Here is a 16,841-nt window from a genome sequence, read left to right on the forward strand (position 1 = left end):
CGTGGTTCGTTTGGCGGGTGGGGTGTCCCCATTTTTCCCGCTCGAAGCCACGTATCCCCCAGAATTAACTCGAAGTTGAGCATACCCCGGCGCCGAAAAACGGATACGCGCCGTCGCTTATCCCCGAGTGGGGTGTTCACTCCATTATGCCGGGCCGGCCAGTCCGATCAGATTGCCCTCGGGGTCGGTGAAGTGGGCAACCACGAGATCCCGTTCCGGGGCGCGCGACGGACCCATCACCCGCGTGCCGCCCAGGGACTCGGCCCGGCGCAGCGCCGCTTCCACGTTGGGAACACCGACGTAGAAGACGATGTGATGGGCGAACCCCGTTCCGCCTCCCACCCCTCCGGGAATCGTCTGCCCTTCGTCCGACCCGAGCGGATTGACGAAGCCGTAGTTGCCAGCCTCCGAGACTTCCGGCGCCACGGGACCGCCGACGTCAAACTGCCAGTCGAAGAGCTCCGTGTAGTACTGACGTAGCCCCGGGGCATCCGTTCCAATAATTTCGAAGTGAACTACGGGGCTGCCCATGATGATGCCTCTCTACGGGAGTGCACGGTAATGCAGGTGAACGACGCCGCCGACGAACCTGTTTTCGCCGATCAGAGTCAGATTGATGCGGATGTCCGGTGGAAAGAAGGGCGTACCACCGCCGACGAGCACGGGGGTGACGAAGAGGTGAAACTCGTCCACGAGGCCGGCGCGAATCGCCTGCGCGGCAAGGTGGGGTCCGCCGATGGAGATGTCCCGCTCTTCCGTCTGCTTCAGCCGCGCGATCGCTGCCGGATCGAACTCACGCTCGATGCGCGTGCGGCCGGTACTGACGGACTGCAGGGTGGATGAGTACACAATCTTGTCGGTGGCCCGCCAGATGGTGGCGTAATCGCGCATGACGGCGGGTTCGCCCTCGAGAATGTCGTCGTTCTCCCACACCGACATGACCTCGTACACGCGGCGGCCGTAGAGGGCTGTGCCCGTGCGGCGCTCGAGGTCGTTGACGAAGCGATGTACCTCTTCGTCGGGGGCGCTCCAGTCGAACATGCCGTCCCGGTCGGCCGTGTATCCGTCGAGGGACACGATTCCGGAGGACAGCAACTTCGCCATAGTCAGTATTGAACTACGCGGGAGGTGCGGCCTCAAGCATCCGGTCGAGTTGGTCGAGCAGCTGCCCGCTGACCAGGTCGAAGGGTTCGAGGCTCTGCTCTGCCCTGCTGAGTACGACGGCACCCTCCGAAGATGCGATTAAGAGGGCGGAATAACCGGATGCCTCGGCGGCCGCGAGTCCGCCCCGCTCGAGCAACCCGGCCAGGCTCCGCCGCCACGTGCGAAACACGGTGGCGGTGTGTGACATCAGGTCGGGGGAGTCGGTGGCAACGGTGACGGCGAGCACGGCGCATCCCGCCCTCAGGTTCGACCGCGTGAGGACGCTGCGCCACAGGTCGAGGAAGAAGACGGTGATCTCGCGGGCCCCCTCGCCGTCCTTCGCGGTCAGCGCGGCGATGACCCGGGCACCGGTGGCATCGATCGCCTCTCCGATCAGCTGATCCTTGCCCTGCGGGAAGTGGTGGTACACCGACCCGCGGGGCGCCCCGGTGTAGTCGAGCACCTCGGAGAACGAGGTGTTCTGCAGCCCGTTCTTCGCGAGCAGGATCGCCGCGCCGTCGACCATACGGGTGCGAACTTCGCTCACCATGGACATCTCCCACCGATTGACTATGACGACCGTCATAGATTACGTTCTATGCAAGTCATCATACTTTCTGAAGGAGCCACTCCCATGCCCATTATCGATGTCTACGCGCCCGCCGACCTTTTTCCCGCAGACGCGGACGCCGAACTAGGTACTCAGCTCACGCACGCGGTGCTTCGCGCCGAGGGTGTACTGGCACCCGGGCCGTTCCACCTGGACAACACGGCAGCGTTCATCCACCGCCTTCCCCTCGTCACGACGGCAGCGCAGCCCTCGGCCCGATCCGTGCGCGTGCAGATCATCACGCCTCCCGGGTCGCTGAATCGCGAGGGACAGCGCCAGATCACGCGGGAGGCCACCGACATCGTCGCCGCGATTGCCGGTGACCCCACCCTCACCGCGCGCACCTGGGTGATCCTGACCGAGGCGGCCGAGGGCGGCTGGGGCCTGGCGGGCACCGCCTTCGGCGTCGAGGAGTTCGGCGCCCTCGCGGCGCGAGCCGCCGAGGCACGGGCGGCCGCCGTCAACTGAGCGCCGGGCACGCCCGCTGACGGCAACCACCCAGCCCGCCGGCGGTACCCCGCGATATCGTGAGGCAACGAAGGCGGGCACGGTGGCAGGCAGCGGCACGGAACCAATCACGGCGGTGGCTCCGCCCCTCGACGGCCGCTCGGTGGCGAGCCAGCGATGGTCGCACCTGGTGTTCCTGCACTGGCGGGTGAGCGCCGAGCAGGTTGCGCCCCTGCTCCCGACGGGGCTCAGGCCGGACACCTTCGACGGGTCGACCTGGGTGGGGCTCATCCCATTTGTGCTCGACCGGGCAACCGTGTTCGGCAGCCCGCCCGTTCCCTACTTCGGCAACTTCGTCGAGGTCAACGTTCGTCTCTACGCCGTCGACGAGCAGGGCCGCCGCGGAGTGGTATTCGTTTCGCTCGAGGCATCCCGTCTCGCTGCAGTGCTCGCAGCGCGCGCCGTCTTCTCGCTCCCGTACATGTGGTCACGCACGACGCTTGCCCGCGCGAAGGGCGAGTTCCGCTACGGCAGCCAGCGCCACGGCGTGCCCGGTGCGCGCTCGCGCATCATCGCGCGCCCGTCGACCGTCGAGGTTCGGGATGACCCCCTTGCGGACTTCCTCACCGCGCGCTGGGCGCTGTTTGCCTCGGTGCGCGGCCGCACCATCTACCTACGCAACCACCACGGGCCGTGGCCACTGTTCGAGGCCGAGCTGCTGTCGCTGAACGACACTCTTCTGGCGCGAGCGGGATTTGCGGGACTGGCCGCCCGGGCGCCCGACTCGGTGCTGTACTCGCCCGGTGTCACCACCTGGTTCGGTCGCTGAAAACCGGCCCTTGTGCTGTGGGACTTTCGTCTGGGACAGTTGTCCAACTTCGAGAGAAAGTGCCCGGATGCCACGGATTTCCTCGGCAGAGCGCCGCAGCGCACTCATCGAAGCTGCCGTGCGGGTCATCAGCAGGGACGGCATCCAGGCCGCCACCACGCGCGCCATCGTCGCCGAAGCGAACATGTCGCTCGCGAGCTTTCACTATGTCTTCCGGTCCCGCGATGAAATGATGCGCGAGTTGATCGCGTTTGTGGTGGGGGCAGAGGCGGATGCCGCGTTGCGATCGATCGGCACCGGCCGGGACATCCGCACCGCCCTGCGGGAAGCGCTGCAGACCTATTTCGACCTGCTGACGTCTGCCCCGCGGCACGAACAGGTGATGTTCGAGCTGCTGCACTACTCGCTGCGGACGCCGGAGCTCGAGGACCTTCCGCGGCAGCAGTACGCGAGTTATCACTCGGCGGTGGCAGCGCTGCTCACCACCGGTGCCGAGCACGGGGGTGTGCGGTGGACCCGCCCCGTTGACGACATCGCGCGCATGATCGTCACCATCACCGATGGGGTGACGCTCGCCTGGCTCGCCGATCACGATGACGCAGCCGCCAACCGTGTGCTCGACTTCGCGGCCGATGCGATCGCGGCCTACAGCGAGCCACTCCCCGCCGGAGACTCTGTTGTCCCCAGCCCCTCCGCCCTGACCCGCCCGCGATCCAACGACGCCAAGGAAATGCATCGATGACCGCCGAGACCCGCCCCGTGACATCCACCGCTCCCTTTGCCATGCCCACCCGGCCCGTCTCGGGCCTCTGGATCACGCTGTTCGCCACGGCCTGGTTCGGCATCTGGATGGCGCAGCTCACGCCGATCCAGCTGCTGTTGCCCGAGCAGGTGGCGTCCCAGCTGACGTCGAGCTACTGGATCGACAGCGTGATGGCGTTCGGGGTGATCTCGGGCATCGCGGGCGTCTGCACGCTGATCGCGTACCCGCTCACCGGCGCGCTGTCGGACCGGACGGTGTCGCGGTACGGCCGCCGCCGGCCGTGGATTCTGGGCGGCACGCTGCTGTTTGCGATCTCGCTGTTCCTGCTCGGGCTGCAGAACACCATGGTCGGCACCGGCGTCTTCTGGTCGCTGTCGCTGGTCGGCTTCTGTGTGGTGTCGGCGGCGATCACGGCGATGATTTCGGACCAGGTGCCGGTGCGGCAGCGCGGCACGGTGTCGGGCTGGGTGTCCGCGCCGCAGGCCATCGGAACCGTCGTGGGGCTCGTGCTGGTGATGCTGCCGCTGTTTACCGGGCAATTCCGCGGGTACACGCTGGTGGCTGTGCTGCTGGTGGTGCTGGTGTTGCCCTTCCTGCTCTGGGTGCCCGACGAGGTGCTCGCGCGCGAGCAGCGGGGGTCAGCACTGACCGTGCAGGCGCTCTTGCAGGGTTTCTGGATCAGCCCGCGCCAGCACCCCGACTTCGGCTGGACCCTGCTCAGCCGGGTGCTCGTGAACCTCAGCAACGCCCTCGGCACGACGCTGCTGCTGTACTTCCTGATGTTTGGGCTGCGCCGCGAGGCCACCGCGGAAGACGACCTGCTCACCGTCACCGTCGTCTACCTGGTGGTGTTCATCGCCGCGGCGCTGATCTTCGGCAAGCTGAGCGACCGCGTGGGCAAGCGCCGCCCGTTCGTCTACCTCGCCTCCTACATCCAGGCGCTCGCCGCGCTGTTGCTCGCGCTGCTGCCGAGCTACCCCATGCTGTTCGTGGCGGCCGGGCTGCTCGGACTCGGCTACGGGTGCTACATGGCCGTGGACCAGGCACTCGCCACCCAGGTGCTGCCCGACGAGCACACCCGCGGCAAGGACCTCGGCATCATGAACATCGCCATGGCCTTCCCTCAGGCCATCGCCCCGTTGCTCGGAGCCCTCGTGGTCGCGTACTTCGCCGGCTTCCAGGGCCTGTTCATCCTCGCGGCCTGCGCCGCGTTGCTCGGCGGAATCGCCGTGATACCCATTAGGAGCGTGCGATAGCCCATGAAACTGATCCGCCCGGCAATGGCGCCGTGGAATGATCCGGATACCTTCTGGCCCGACCTGGCCGCAGCGACGAGCCAGCTCGATCCACCCTTCGGAGTGCTGTCACTCCCGGCGCTCGCCGCCAACGCGTTCTCCCTCCTCGATCGCGCCGCCGGCACTCCCATCCGTGTTGCCAGCAAGTCGGTGCGCGTGCGCGGTGTTCTCGAGGCGGTCCTCGCGCTTCCCGGCTACGCGGGCGTTCTCGCGTACACGCTGCCCGAGGCGCTCTGGCTGGCGGAGACCATGGACGACATCGTTGTCGGCTACCCCACCACCCATCGGGCGGCACTCCGCGAACTCGCCGTGGACGAGCGGCTCGCCTCCCAGGTGACTCTCATGGTCGACTCGGTCGAACACCTCGACTTCATCGATTCGGTCATCCCGCCCTCCCGCCGCACCCCGTTGCGCGTCTGCATCGAACTCGACTGCTCGTGGGAGGGCGGCGTGTTCGGGCACGTCGGCGTCTGGCGGTCGCCGGTCTACACGCCGGTCGCCGCCCAGCGGCTCGCCCGCGCCATCGTGAAACGCGAGGGCTTCACGCTGGTCGGCATGATGGGATACGAGGCGCAGGTCGCCGGGGTCACCAACCGTCCGCCCGGCAAGGCCGCCCGCGGCGCGGTCATCCGCTATATCCAACGTTCCTCGATCGCCGAACTCGCGGACCGTCGCAGCCAGGCCGTTGGCCTCGTGCGCGAGGTCGCGGACCTCGAATTCGTCAATGGCGGCGGCACCGGCTCCATCGAGAGCACGGTAGCGGATGCCTCGGTCACCGAGGTTGCGGCCGGCAGCGGTCTCTTCGGCCCCCACCTCTTCGATCATTACACGGCGTTCACCCCTGCGCCGGCGGCGAGTTTTGCCCTGTCCGTCGTGCGCAAACCCCGGCCGGGGCTGGCGACGCTGATGGGCGGCGGGTGGATCGCGTCCGGTCCGCCCGGACTCGATCGCGCGCCGAGTGTTGCCTGGCCGAAACACCTGCGCACGTTCCCGCGCGAGGGTGCGGGCGAGGTGCAGACACCCCTGCGCGGTCGCGGCGCGCGGGGACTCGCCCTCGGCGATCGCGTGTGGCTGCGGCACACCAAGGCCGGGGAGCTGAGCGAACACCTCAACTACTTCTCGGTGGTCGACCGTGGCAAGATCGTCGACACGTTGCCGACGTATCGCGGTGAGGGACCGGTGTTCCTGTGAGCGCGACTCTCGAACCCGGTCTTGCCTTCTCGAACTGGGGGCGGTGTGAGTCCGCGGAACCGGCATTCGCCGCGGCGCCGGCGAGCGTGCGTGAGGTGCAACAGGTGGTGGTGTCCGCCCGGGAGCGGGGGCTGCGGGTCAAACCGCTCGGCGCGGGCCACAGCTTCAGCGGCATCGGCATGACCGACGGCGTGCGCGTGGACCTGACCGCGATGTCGGGCCTGCTGCGCGTGCGCGGCACGCGCGCAACGCTCGGGGCCGGCACATTTCTGTGGCAGCTGCCCGCCCTACTCGCGCCGCACGGCCTCGCCCTGCAGAACATGGGCGACATCGACAGGCAGACCATCAGCGGCGCCATCGCGACGGGCACCCACGGTACCGGCGGAGGGTTCGGGGGACTGGCGACCCGGGTGAGTGGACTCACCCTTGTCACCGCCGACGGCACCGTCCTGTCGCTGACGAGGGAGGACGACCCCGCCCTGCTCGCGGTGGCGGCGGTCGGGCTGGGCGCGCTCGGAATCGTCGTCGAGGTCGAGGTCGACTGCGTGCCCGCCTTCCTGCTGCGGGGAGTGGAACGCCAGGAGGCACTCGGCACCGTGCTTGACGGGTTCGGGGAGCGCGTGGCATCCGCCGATCACTTCGAGTTCTACTGGTTTCCGCACACCCGGGTGGCCCTCACCAAGACCAACACCCGGCTTCCTCTGTCGCACGGCCGCGAGCCTCTGGGGCGCGTTCGCACGTGGTTCGACGACGACCTCATGGCGAACTCCCTGTTCGCCGGAACCGTGAGCCTCGGCCGGCGGCTCCCGGCGTTGGTGCCCACGATCAACCGGATATCCGCACGGATGACAGGACACCGGCAGCACGTCGACCACTCCTACCGCGTGTTCGCGGTCGAGCGCCGGGTGCGGTTCCGGGAGATGGAATACGCCGTCCCGGTGGAGGAGGTGCCACAGGCGTTGCGGGAACTCGACGCACTGATCGAGCGCCGCCGCTGGAACATCTCATTCCCGGTGGAGGTACGCGCCGCCGCCGCCGATAACCTGGTGCTCTCGACGGCGTCCGGCCGCGCCACCGGGTACATCGCGGTGCACCGCTACTACCGCGAGGACCCGGGGGAGTACTTCACCGCGGTCGAGGCCATCATGCGGGCACACGGTGGCAGGCCGCACTGGGGCAAGATGCACGCGCGGGACGCGGAGTCCCTGCGCGAGGCCTACCCGCGCTTCGACGAGTTCGTCGCCGTGCGGGACCGGCTGGACCCGCACCGCGTGTTCGCGAACGAGTACCTCGACCGCGTGATCGGGGCGTGAGGGTCAGGCCCGGCTTGCCGCCACGTACTCGTCGATCTCGCGCAGGTACGACTGCTTCTCCGGCTCGGACAGCCACGACGCCTCGAAGGAGTTCTTGGCGAGGGTGACGACGTCGTCGAGGCCAAGGCCGGCCTTCTCGGCGAGCGCGATGTAATTCCCGGCCGCGTACGCGCCGAAGTAGGCAGGGTCGTCCGAGTTGAGCGTGACCTTGACCCCGCGGTGCAGCAGGTCGACCATCTCGGCCGCCTTCATGTCATCCGTCACAAAGCTGTTGGACACCGGGCAGCAGGTGAGCCCGATGCCCCGCTCGAGCAGCAGCTCGACGAGCGCCGGGTTCTCGACGATGTTGGTGCCGTGGTCGATGCGGTCGACGCCGATGACGTCGAGCACCTCGCGGATGTTGTCGATGCTTCCCACCTGGTCGATGTCGCAGTGCATCGTGAGCTTGAGTCCCTCGGCACGGGCGATCGCGAAGACGCGGGCGAACTTCGACGGCGGGTTGTCACGCTCGTCGGAGTCGAGGCCGACACCAATGAAGTGTTCCTTGAACGGCAGCGCCGCCGTGATGGTCTCCAGGGCGCTCTCGGCGGACATGTCGCGCAGGAAGCAGAGAATCAGGTCGGCCGATATGCCGATGGATGCCGCGTCGGCGGCAGCCCGGGAGTACCCGAGAATCACGTTCTCCAGTGGCACGCCGCGCGAGGTGTGGGCCTGCGGATCGAAGAATGCCTCCACGCGGCGCACCCCATCGGCGGCGGCGCGGACGAAGTACGCGGTGGCGAGGTCGTAGAAGTCCTGCTCCTCCACGAGCACGTTCATGGCGGGGTAGTAGATCGCGAGGAAGGAGGCGAGCGAATCGAACGCGTAGGTCGCCTTCACCTCGGCGACGGTCGACTGACCGATGTCCACGCCGTTCCGGGTGGCGAGAGCGAGTTTGAGCTCGGGCTCGAGGGTTCCCTCCAGGTGCACGTGCAGCTCGGCTTTGGGCAGCGCGGTCAGGAACTCCGGCGTGATGGTCGAATCCATGGGGCATCCTCTCAAGTCAACTGTGTGACGCTATCAACCGCGGATTTCCGCAGTGTTTCGCGCCCGCCGCCACGCCGACGAAACATGTTGGAAATATAAGCGATCTCACCACGTCACAATCAACGCTTACAGTTACGGCACACAGCAGATCGGATCGCACGGTTTCCCGCGCGCCACAGAGAGGCACTTCCTCATGATGAACACCCGAGGTTCAATCTTCAGCCGCAAGGCGAAGCTCCGCGTTGCACAGGGGGTCGCGGCAGCTGCTGTGATCGGACTGGCACTGACCGGATGCTCCAGCTCGAGCGACACCAGCTCCAGCAGCGACAGCGGCACCAAGTCGCTCGGTGAAGCGACCATCCAGCTTTCCTGGATCAAGAACGCAGAGTTCATGGGCGAGTTCATGGCCGACTCCAAGGGCTACTACACGGACGCCGGCTTCACCAAGGTGAGCCTGACCCCCGGACCGTCGGCCGTTGAGCCCGTCGTCATCTCGAACAAGGCCCTTATGGGAATGGGTAACGCCATCTCGACCGGTACCGTCATCGCCAGCGAGGGCGCGCCGATCAAGATCATCGGAACCACGTACCAGAAGAACCCCTTCACCATCCTGTCGCTGAAGGCGCACGGCAACATCTCCACGGTCGACGAGATGAAGGGCAAGACCATCGGAGTCCAGGCATCCAACCTGAACCTGTGGGAGGCCTTCCTCAAGATCAACAACCTCAAGGACACCGACGTCAAGATGGTGCCCGTCGAGTACGACCCGACCCCGCTCTTCAACGGTGAGGTCGACGGCTGGTTCTCCTACCTGACCAACGAGACCCTCGACGCCGAGATCAAGGGCCTCGACCCCGTCACGCTGCCGCTGGCCGACAACGGACTGCCGTTCGTAGCCGAGACCTTCACCGCAACCGACGACGCGATCAAGAACAAGCGCGACGAACTCAAGGGCCTGCTGATCGCCGAGATCAAGGGCTGGACCGCAGCACTCAAGGACCCCGACGCCGCCGCCAAGTACACGGTCGACACGTACGGCAAGGACCTGGGCCTGACCCTCGAGAAGGAGACCAAGCAGGCTGAAGTTCAGGCCAACGACCTCGTCGTCAGCCCGGACACCGTCAAGAACGGTCTCTTCACGATCTCCAAGACCCTCCAGGACCAGAGCATCACGACTCTCGCGGCCGCCGGAATCGACCTCACGGCCGACCAGCTGTTCGACATGAGCCTGCTGACCGAGGTCTACAAGGAGCACCCGGAGCTCGTCGACTACGCCAAGTAACATCTGCTTCACTGGGGCACTCGCGCAATGCGAGTGCCCCACCCGCTCAACCCGAGGAAATACACGTGACAACTACTGATGCAGCCACCCCCGTCAACACGTCGGGTACCGGCCTCCACATCACTGGGCTCAACAAGGTCTTCAGTGTCGGACGCAAGGAAGTTGTCGCCCTCGATAACGCGACACTTCACACGGACAAGGGCAGCTTCCTGTCCCTTCTCGGTCCGTCCGGTTGTGGCAAGTCAACGATCCTGCGCATTCTCGCCGGCCTCGAAGACCCGACGAGCGGAACCACCCGCGTGGACGGCAAGAGCCCCAAGGAACTGAAGAAGGACCACCAGCTCGGGATCGCCTTCCAGGATTCCGCCCTGCTGCCCTGGCGCAGCGTCCGCTCCAACATCCAGCTTCCCTTCGAGGTCGCCGGCATTCCCGTCGACCAGGACTACGTGTCCGAGCTCATCCATCTGGTGGGCCTCGAGGCGTTCGAAAAGGCCAAGCCCGCCCAGCTCTCCGGTGGAATGCGCCAGCGCGTCTCCATCGCCCGCTCGCTCGTGCTCAAGCCCTCGGTGCTCCTCCTCGACGAGCCCTTCGGCGCGCTCGATGACATGACACGCCAGCGCCTCAACGTCGAACTGCTCCGCATCTGGACGGAAAAGCCGGCCACGACCCTCATGGTCACGCACGGCATCTCCGAGGCGATCTTCCTGTCCGACCAGGTTGCGGTCATGAGCCCGCGCCCCGGACGCATCAAAGAGGTGATCGAGGTCGACCTCCCTCGCCCGCGTCACCCCGACATGATGCGCACCCCCGAATTCCACGCACTGCACGACCGTGCCTCCGAGCTGCTCTTCGGCAGCGACGAGAGCACCGAGCCCGCTGCCGGGTATCCCGCCGAGGTCCTGACCCCTCCCGCCGTGTCCCAGCCTCTCGCCGGCTGATGCGCACCAGAAGTCTTCCCGGCTGGGCCACCGGCATCATCGGGGTCGCCGTTGTCATCCTCATCTGGTGGATTCTCGCCATCACCGTTTTCGCCCACGTCGGCGGCGGTGACACCGGCGCCATTCCCACCCCGTTCGGCGTTGTCCAGCAGCTCATCGCTGACGGCCCGTCCTACTACATGCGCCACATCTCGGTCACCCTGGCCGAGGCGGGAACCGGATTCCTCTGGGGCAACGGCCTCGCCCTCATCCTGTGTGTGCTTGTGCTGCTGTTCCCGCGCATCGAGAAGGTCGCCGTGCAGATCGCGGTGATCAGCTACTGCATCCCGATCGTGGCCATCGGCCCGATCCTCTACATCGTCATCGGGGCGCCCGAGGCGGGCGCCTCGTCGGGCACCGCGGTCTTCCTTGCCGCTCTCTCGGTCTTCTTCACCACCGTCATCGGCACCCTTGTCGGTTTGAAGGCAGCGGATGCCGCGAGCCTCGACGTCATCTCCGTGTACGGCGGCGGCAAGCTCATGCAGCTGCGGAAGGTGCGCATCATCGCCGCCGTCCCCGCCGTGCTCAACGCCCTCAAGATCGCTGCCCCCGCGGCCCTACTTGGCGCCATCATCGGTGAATACATCGGTGGGGTGGAGCGTGGCCTCGGCCTGGCCATCCTCGTCGCCGGCTCCGCCGCACAGATCGACCGCGTCTGGGGCATCGCCATCGTCTCCGGAATCATCGCGGGCCTCGGCTACGCGCTGTTCGGCCTCATCTCTCGCTTCGCCACCCCGTGGACCAGCGGACGGAGCATCTGATCATGACCCTCGCAACAAAGGCATCCTCCCCGAACCGCTCGATGGCACGCGGCTTTGCCGGATCCGTCGGACGCACCGCTCTCACGGCGATCATCACGCTCGTCATCGTGGTGCTCGTCTGGCAGGGACTGCTGACAGTGCTCGGCATCTCGCCCTTCGTGGCAAAAGGCCCGCTGGACGTCTTCAACTGGCTCTTCACGCTGCCCGCTGCCGCGGAAAACCGGCAGACGATCGGCGACAACCTGCTGGTCACGCTTGCCGACTCGTTCTACGGCTTCGTCGCCGGAATCGTCGTCGCGCTGATCCTTGCGGTGCTGTTCACCCTGTCGAAGGGCATCGAAAGCGCCCTCATGCCGATCGCGATGCTGCTGCGCTCGGTTCCGCTGGTCGCCATCACACCGATTATCGTCCTCATCGTGGGACGCGGCCCGTCGGTCGCCGTCGTCATGGGCGGGATCGTCGTGCTGTTCCCTGCGCTCGTCAACATCGCGTTCGGTCTGCGGTCCGCGTCCCCGCAGATCACGGACGTCATCACCGTCTACGGTGGCTCCGCGTTCACGTCGCTGCGGAAGGTCGCACTGCCCAGCTCACTCGGGTCGTTCTTCGCCGCGGTGAAGATCTCGATCCCGGGAGCGATCACCGGAGCTCTGCTGGCCGAGTGGCTCGCCACGGGCAAGGGACTCGGCGGTGCCATCGTCGCGGCTGTCGCGCAGTCCAAGAACTTCGAGGTCTGGGCGTCCGTCGTCACGATCACGGCGGTCACGCTGGTGCTGTACGGCCTGGCGCAGTTGCTGGAGACGTTTGTTCTGCGACGAATGGGCATGGAACGCACCGCGGGCAACTAGCAATTGTTGCCGCCGCCCGCGAGTTCACCGTGAGCTGGCTGCACCGCAGGTGAGAGCATCGGCTCACTCGCCTATAGTTTTACCCATGGAACTGCTTATTGTCGTCGGCGTCATCGTCCTGCTTGTCGTCATCGCCGGAATCTACCTCTGGTCGACGTACAACTCCCTCGTGACCCTCAACGTCCGTGTCGACGAGGCGTGGAGTGACATCACCGTGCAGCTCAAGCGCCGTGCCGATCTGCTGCCCAACATCATCGAGGCCGTCAAGGGATATGCGGCCCACGAAAAGGGTGTGTTCGAGGCAGTCACGAAGGCGCGCGCGGAGACTCTGAGCGCACAGGGACCGCACGATGCATCCATCGCCGAGGGCCACATGCAGAACGCGCTGAAGAGCGTCTTCGCGGTCGCCGAGGCATACCCGCAGCTGCAGGCCAGCCAGAACTTCCTCCAGCTCCAGGGCGAGCTCGTCGACACCGAAGACAAGATCCAGGCATCGCGCCGCTTCTACAACGGTGGGGTGCGCGAGCTCAACACCAAGATCAAGACCTTCCCGAACACCCTGTTCGTGCGCGGCCTCGGTTTCACGGAGCGCGAGTTCTTCGAGGTTGCGGACTCCGCCGCGATCGCGGAACCGCCCCGCGTCCAGTTCTAACCGCTGCCTACCCGAGCGCTGCTAGATGTATAGAGCGATAGCCGCCAACAAGCGGAACACAGTCTTCATCATCGCGATCTTCATCGTGATCATCGCTGCACTGGGATACGGCGCCGATCTCCTCTACGGCGGCGGGCAGTGGGGCATCTTCATCGGCACCATCATCGGAGCCGGTCTGTACACGCTGATCCAGTACTTCGCCGCGAGCAGCCAGGCCCTGGCCATCAGCGGTGCGCGCGAAATCCAGAAAGCCGACAACCCCCGTCTCTACCGCGTGGTCGAAAACCTGTCGATCACCACGGGCATGCCCATGCCGAAGGTCTACGTCATCAACGACCCCGCGCCGAACGCGTTCGCGACAGGCCGGGATCCCAAGCACGCCGTCGTGGCTGCCACCACGGGCCTGCTCGACATCATGGATGACGCGGAACTCGAGGGCGTCATGGCCCACGAACTCGGCCACGTACAGAACTACGACATCCGCGTATCGACGATCGTCTTCGGCCTGGTCGTCGCGGTGGGCTTCATCGCGGACATCCTGCTGCGACTGAGCTTCTTCAGCGGAGGCAACCGCAACAACAACAACAATGGTGGCGGCAGCAACCCGATCCTCATCGTGCTGAGCCTGGTGTCGATCATCGTTGCGCCGATTCTCGCCGCCGTGGTGCAGGCGGCGGTGTCGCGTCAGCGCGAGTACCTCGCCGACGCGACGGGAGCGATGACCACGCGTCATCCCGACGCCCTCGCGAGCGCCCTCGAAAAGCTCGCGGCCTACGGCAGGCCCGTGCGCCGGCAGAACTCGTCGATGGCCCACATGTGGATCGCCGACCCCAACAAGCCGGGCGTCATCGACCGGTTGTTCAGCACGCACCCGCCCATCGCCGAGCGCGTTGCCCGCCTCACCAAGATCGGCCGCAGCTTCTAACTCCGATCGATCGACCCGATTGCGCCGCTTAGGCGAAGCCCTCGAGGGGGATGACCCGGGCGGATCGATCCAGCACGGTGACGTTGTCGGGTGCCGGGGCTTCCGTGTCGGCGGCACGCGCCGCCGGGTCGAGCAGCGGCAGCCCGAGGGCGCCGGCGATGCGGGCGGCGAGGTCGCCGCGGTCCATCACCTCGATGGCCTCGAGTCCCTGCCACGACCGTGCGCTCTCCAGCAGCGGGACGATGCGCTGTTCGACATCGGTCGGCGCGCCGGGCTCACTCCACGACGACTGCACCCGCAGCACGCGATTCTGCCGGTCGCTCTTGAGGTCGACGCGCCCCACGATGCGGTCGCCGATGAGTACCGGCAGCGTGTAGTAACCGTAGATGCGCTTGGGAGCCGGAGTGTAGATCTCGATCCGATAGTGAAAGTCGAACATGCGCAGGGCGCGGTCCCGCTCCCACACCACCGGGTCAAAGGGCGACAACAGCGCCGCCGCGTCCATGGCGCGCGGCACCTTTGCCGTCGAGCTGAGGAAGGTGGGGATGGGCCGGCCGCTCTTCTCCCAGCCGGCAACGGTGACGCGCTGCAGTTCGCCCGCATCGGCGAGCTCCTCGAGCACGGGACGGGCCGTGGTGAGCCCCAGGCGGTAGTAATCGGCGAGGTCACCCGCGGTGCCAATGCCGTGCGATCGCGAGGCTCGGAGGAGCAACTCGCGCACCGCATCGGCCTTGCTCACCTCAGCGTTGAGAATCTCTGCGGGGAGCACCTGCTCGGCCAGCCCATAGGTGCGCTCGAAATTGGTGCGACCGGCGGGCACGACCTCGCCCCAGAAGAACAGGTACTCCAGCCCGCGCTTCACGTCGGACCACTCCCACCAGCCGCCCCTGCCCCGCCGCTTGCCGGCGTCGGTCTCGATCTTGCTCGCCGGCAGCGGCCCGGTGGTGGCAAGTTCGGCTCGCAGCCAGTCGAGCATGCTGCCGTTGGCGTGCACCCAGCTCTTCGGATCGGCCTCCTGCTTGGCCTTCCACTCGTTCATGTACCAGCGCCACAGGGGCCAGTCGGCCTTGGGGATGATGGATGCCACGTGGGCCCAGTACTCCGTGTACGTCGACTTCGGGCCGAACGTCAGCCGGTCGAGGAGGGTCTTGTCGTAGGCGCCGACGCGGGCGAACACGGGCAGGTAGTGGCTGCGCTCGAACACGTTGACCGAGTCGAGCTGCAGGATTCCCAATCGGTCTATCACCGCGCTGAGCTGACGCGTACCCGGGGTCGCTACGCGTGGCCGTCCGAAGCCCTGTGCGGCGAGGGCGATTCGACGGGCTTGAGCGGGGGAGACCGAGGTAACCATTGAGCCGACTCTAGCGACGGCCTGTGACATCCGCAGCGTGGCAGACAGGTCGTGCTTGCGGGGCCGTCACGTGCGGGAAAGGTCCCGTTGGCGTGTTGTTCACCTAGGTGTCGCTGGTGCGACAGGCGGCCTCCGTAGCGTGCACCACAGGTCACCCGGTTTCCTCTGTCCGCTCACAGCGCGGTCGGCCGGTTGTCCAGCTGGAGGAATCCCCTTTGTTCAAAAAGCGTTATCTCGTTGGTGTTGCCGTCTTCGCGGCAGCTGCAATCACGCTGAGTGCCTGCTCGGGCACATCCACCACTTCCGGTTCGTCGGGTGACGTCGACGCCAAGACCGCGACCAGCGCTTCCGCGTTTGGAGGCGTTGACGGCCTCGTCACCGCCGCCAAGGCAGAGGGCCAGCTGAACGTCATCGCACTGCCCGATAACTGGGCTAACTACGGCGAGATCAAGGCGCTGTTCGAGAAGAAGTACAGCATCACGGTCAACTCCGCGAGCCCCGACATCTCGAGCGCCGAAGAGATCAAGGCTGCCGACAACCTCAAGGGCCAGGACACCGCCCCCGACGTCTTCGACCTCGGAACCGCTGTCACACTCGCCAGCACCAAGTACTTCGCTCCCTACCAGGTCGCGAACTGGGCCGACGTGCCCGCCGACAACAAGGAGTCCACCGGACTCTACGTCAACGACTACACCGGCAGCATGTCGATCGGATACGACTCCAAGTCCGTTCCGGCGCCGACCAGCCTCGACGACCTTCTGGGCTCCGACTACAAGGGCGCCGTTGCACTCAACGGTGACCCGACGCAGGCCGGTGCAGCATTCGCTGCCGTTGGTCTCGCGACGGTGCAGTCCGGAGGAACCCTGGACGACTTCACCCCCGGCATCTCGTTCTTCAACAAGCTGAACAAGGCGGGCAACTTCATTCCCGTCGACGCCACCGAGGCCACCATCGCGTCGGGCGAGACCAAGGTCGTCTTCGACTGGAGCTACAACAACCTCGCCGTTTCGGCCAAGGTCGATGGCTGGAAGGTGACCACCCTTCCCGGGGCTGCGTACACCAGCTACTACAACCAGGCAATCAGCAAGGACGCGCCTCACCCGGCCGCCGCGCGCCTGTGGCAGGAGTTCATCTTCAGCCCCGAGGCACAGAACCTCTTCATCAAGGGCGGCGCATACCCCGTCACGCTGGCAGCGATGAACACCGCGGGAACGACCGACAAGACGGCTCTCGACGTCATCGGCAACCTCGACGGTGACCTCGTCACGCCGACCACCGAGCAGGCAACCGCCGCCTCGACCCTCCTCGCGAGCAAGTGGGCTGCGGCCATCGGCTAGCAGCATCCGAAACCAGTGACTGTCGCAAACGCGCCGGCCCTGGTCAGTGACGTCGTCGAGGCCGATGAGCCTCGACGACGTCCGCTGGCGGGAC

The 16,841-nt window shown here is 66.4% G+C and carries 18 protein-coding genes; 13 read left to right on the top strand and 5 right to left on the bottom strand.

The window, feature by feature from the left end:
• Positions 1–144 precede the first annotated feature (144 nt).
• Genes HB677_RS00755 through HB677_RS00765 form a run of 3 tightly spaced genes read right to left on the bottom strand, consistent with a single transcriptional unit; the run spans position 145 to position 1,729 of the window.
• Positions 145–531, bottom strand: coding sequence for a VOC family protein (locus HB677_RS00755; protein ID WP_213813746.1), 387 nt, complete (start codon positions 529–531; stop codon positions 145–147).
• Between the two features lie 12 nt (positions 532–543).
• The gene (locus HB677_RS00760; RefSeq protein WP_213813747.1) at positions 544–1,104 is read right to left on the bottom strand and encodes a dihydrofolate reductase family protein; all 561 of its coding nucleotides are present in this window, start codon (positions 1,102–1,104) and stop codon (positions 544–546) included.
• Positions 1,105–1,117: 13 nt separating this feature from the next.
• On the bottom strand, positions 1,118–1,729 hold the full coding sequence (locus tag HB677_RS00765) for a TetR/AcrR family transcriptional regulator (protein ID WP_213813748.1): 612 nt from the start codon (positions 1,727–1,729) through the stop codon (positions 1,118–1,120).
• A 48-nt stretch (positions 1,730–1,777) separates the two neighbouring features.
• Here HB677_RS00765 and HB677_RS00770 point away from each other — a divergent pair, with 48 nt between their 5' ends.
• From HB677_RS00770 to HB677_RS00795, 6 genes are all read left to right on the top strand, one after another.
• Positions 1,778–2,221, top strand: a complete 444-nt coding sequence (locus HB677_RS00770; protein ID WP_213813749.1) for a tautomerase family protein — start codon at positions 1,778–1,780, stop codon at positions 2,219–2,221.
• Positions 2,222–2,303: 82 nt separating this feature from the next.
• Positions 2,304–3,029, top strand: coding sequence for a YqjF family protein (locus tag HB677_RS00775; RefSeq protein WP_213813750.1), 726 nt, complete (start codon positions 2,304–2,306; stop codon positions 3,027–3,029).
• Positions 3,030–3,096: 67 nt separating this feature from the next.
• Positions 3,097–3,771, top strand: a complete 675-nt coding sequence (locus HB677_RS00780; protein ID WP_213813751.1) for a TetR/AcrR family transcriptional regulator — start codon at positions 3,097–3,099, stop codon at positions 3,769–3,771.
• Positions 3,768–5,048 (top strand): MFS transporter, encoded by a 1,281-nt coding sequence (locus tag HB677_RS00785; protein WP_213813752.1) that lies wholly within the window; start codon positions 3,768–3,770, stop codon positions 5,046–5,048. Before HB677_RS00780 ends, HB677_RS00785 begins: the two co-directional genes overlap by 4 nt.
• A 3-nt stretch (positions 5,049–5,051) precedes the next feature.
• Positions 5,052–6,278 (top strand): amino acid deaminase/aldolase, encoded by a 1,227-nt coding sequence (locus tag HB677_RS00790; RefSeq protein WP_213813753.1) that lies wholly within the window; start codon positions 5,052–5,054, stop codon positions 6,276–6,278.
• Positions 6,275–7,591, top strand: a complete 1,317-nt coding sequence (locus HB677_RS00795; protein ID WP_213813754.1) for a D-arabinono-1,4-lactone oxidase — start codon at positions 6,275–6,277, stop codon at positions 7,589–7,591. Before HB677_RS00790 ends, HB677_RS00795 begins: the two co-directional genes overlap by 4 nt.
• 3 nt (positions 7,592–7,594) lie before the next feature.
• Here the strand turns inward: HB677_RS00795 and add are convergent, their stop codons facing one another.
• On the bottom strand, positions 7,595–8,617 hold the full coding sequence (add, locus tag HB677_RS00800; protein WP_213813755.1) for an adenosine deaminase: 1,023 nt from the start codon (positions 8,615–8,617) through the stop codon (positions 7,595–7,597).
• Positions 8,618–8,810: 193 nt separating this feature from the next.
• Here add and HB677_RS00805 point away from each other — a divergent pair, with 193 nt between their 5' ends.
• The 6 genes from HB677_RS00805 to HB677_RS00830 all read left to right on the top strand — a co-directional run bounded on the left by HB677_RS00805 (position 8,811) and on the right by HB677_RS00830 (position 14,059).
• Complete coding sequence (locus tag HB677_RS00805) at positions 8,811–9,899, top strand: ABC transporter substrate-binding protein (protein WP_255546007.1); 1,089 nt, start codon at positions 8,811–8,813, stop codon at positions 9,897–9,899.
• Positions 9,900–9,964: 65 nt separating this feature from the next.
• Positions 9,965–10,837: an ABC transporter ATP-binding protein gene (locus HB677_RS00810; protein ID WP_213813756.1), complete on the top strand. Its 873-nt coding sequence runs from the start codon at positions 9,965–9,967 to the stop codon at positions 10,835–10,837.
• Positions 10,837–11,637: an ABC transporter permease gene (locus HB677_RS00815; protein ID WP_213813757.1), complete on the top strand. Its 801-nt coding sequence runs from the start codon at positions 10,837–10,839 to the stop codon at positions 11,635–11,637. Before HB677_RS00810 ends, HB677_RS00815 begins: the two co-directional genes overlap by 1 nt.
• A gap of 2 nt (positions 11,638–11,639) precedes the next feature.
• On the top strand, positions 11,640–12,482 hold the full coding sequence (locus HB677_RS00820; protein WP_255546008.1) for an ABC transporter permease: 843 nt from the start codon (positions 11,640–11,642) through the stop codon (positions 12,480–12,482).
• Positions 12,483–12,567: 85 nt separating this feature from the next.
• Positions 12,568–13,134, top strand: coding sequence for a LemA family protein (locus HB677_RS00825; RefSeq protein ID WP_213813758.1), 567 nt, complete (start codon positions 12,568–12,570; stop codon positions 13,132–13,134).
• 25 nt (positions 13,135–13,159) lie between these two features.
• Positions 13,160–14,059 carry a M48 family metallopeptidase gene (locus HB677_RS00830; RefSeq protein ID WP_213813759.1) on the top strand — a complete coding sequence of 300 codons (900 nt, stop codon included), beginning with the start codon at positions 13,160–13,162 and terminating at the stop codon, positions 14,057–14,059.
• Positions 14,060–14,087: 28 nt separating this feature from the next.
• On the opposite strand, the gene HB677_RS00835 is transcribed toward HB677_RS00830, so the two are convergent.
• Complete coding sequence (locus HB677_RS00835; RefSeq protein ID WP_213813760.1) at positions 14,088–15,410, bottom strand: winged helix-turn-helix domain-containing protein; 1,323 nt, start codon at positions 15,408–15,410, stop codon at positions 14,088–14,090.
• Between the two features lie 215 nt (positions 15,411–15,625).
• Here HB677_RS00835 and HB677_RS00840 point away from each other — a divergent pair, with 215 nt between their 5' ends.
• Complete coding sequence (locus HB677_RS00840; RefSeq protein WP_213813761.1) at positions 15,626–16,747, top strand: ABC transporter substrate-binding protein; 1,122 nt, start codon at positions 15,626–15,628, stop codon at positions 16,745–16,747.
• Positions 16,748–16,841 lie beyond the last annotated feature (94 nt).

Origin of the sequence: Glaciihabitans sp. dw_435 (assembly GCF_018449675.1) — a bacterium.
Lineage (GTDB): Bacteria > Actinomycetota > Actinomycetes > Actinomycetales > Microbacteriaceae > Glaciihabitans.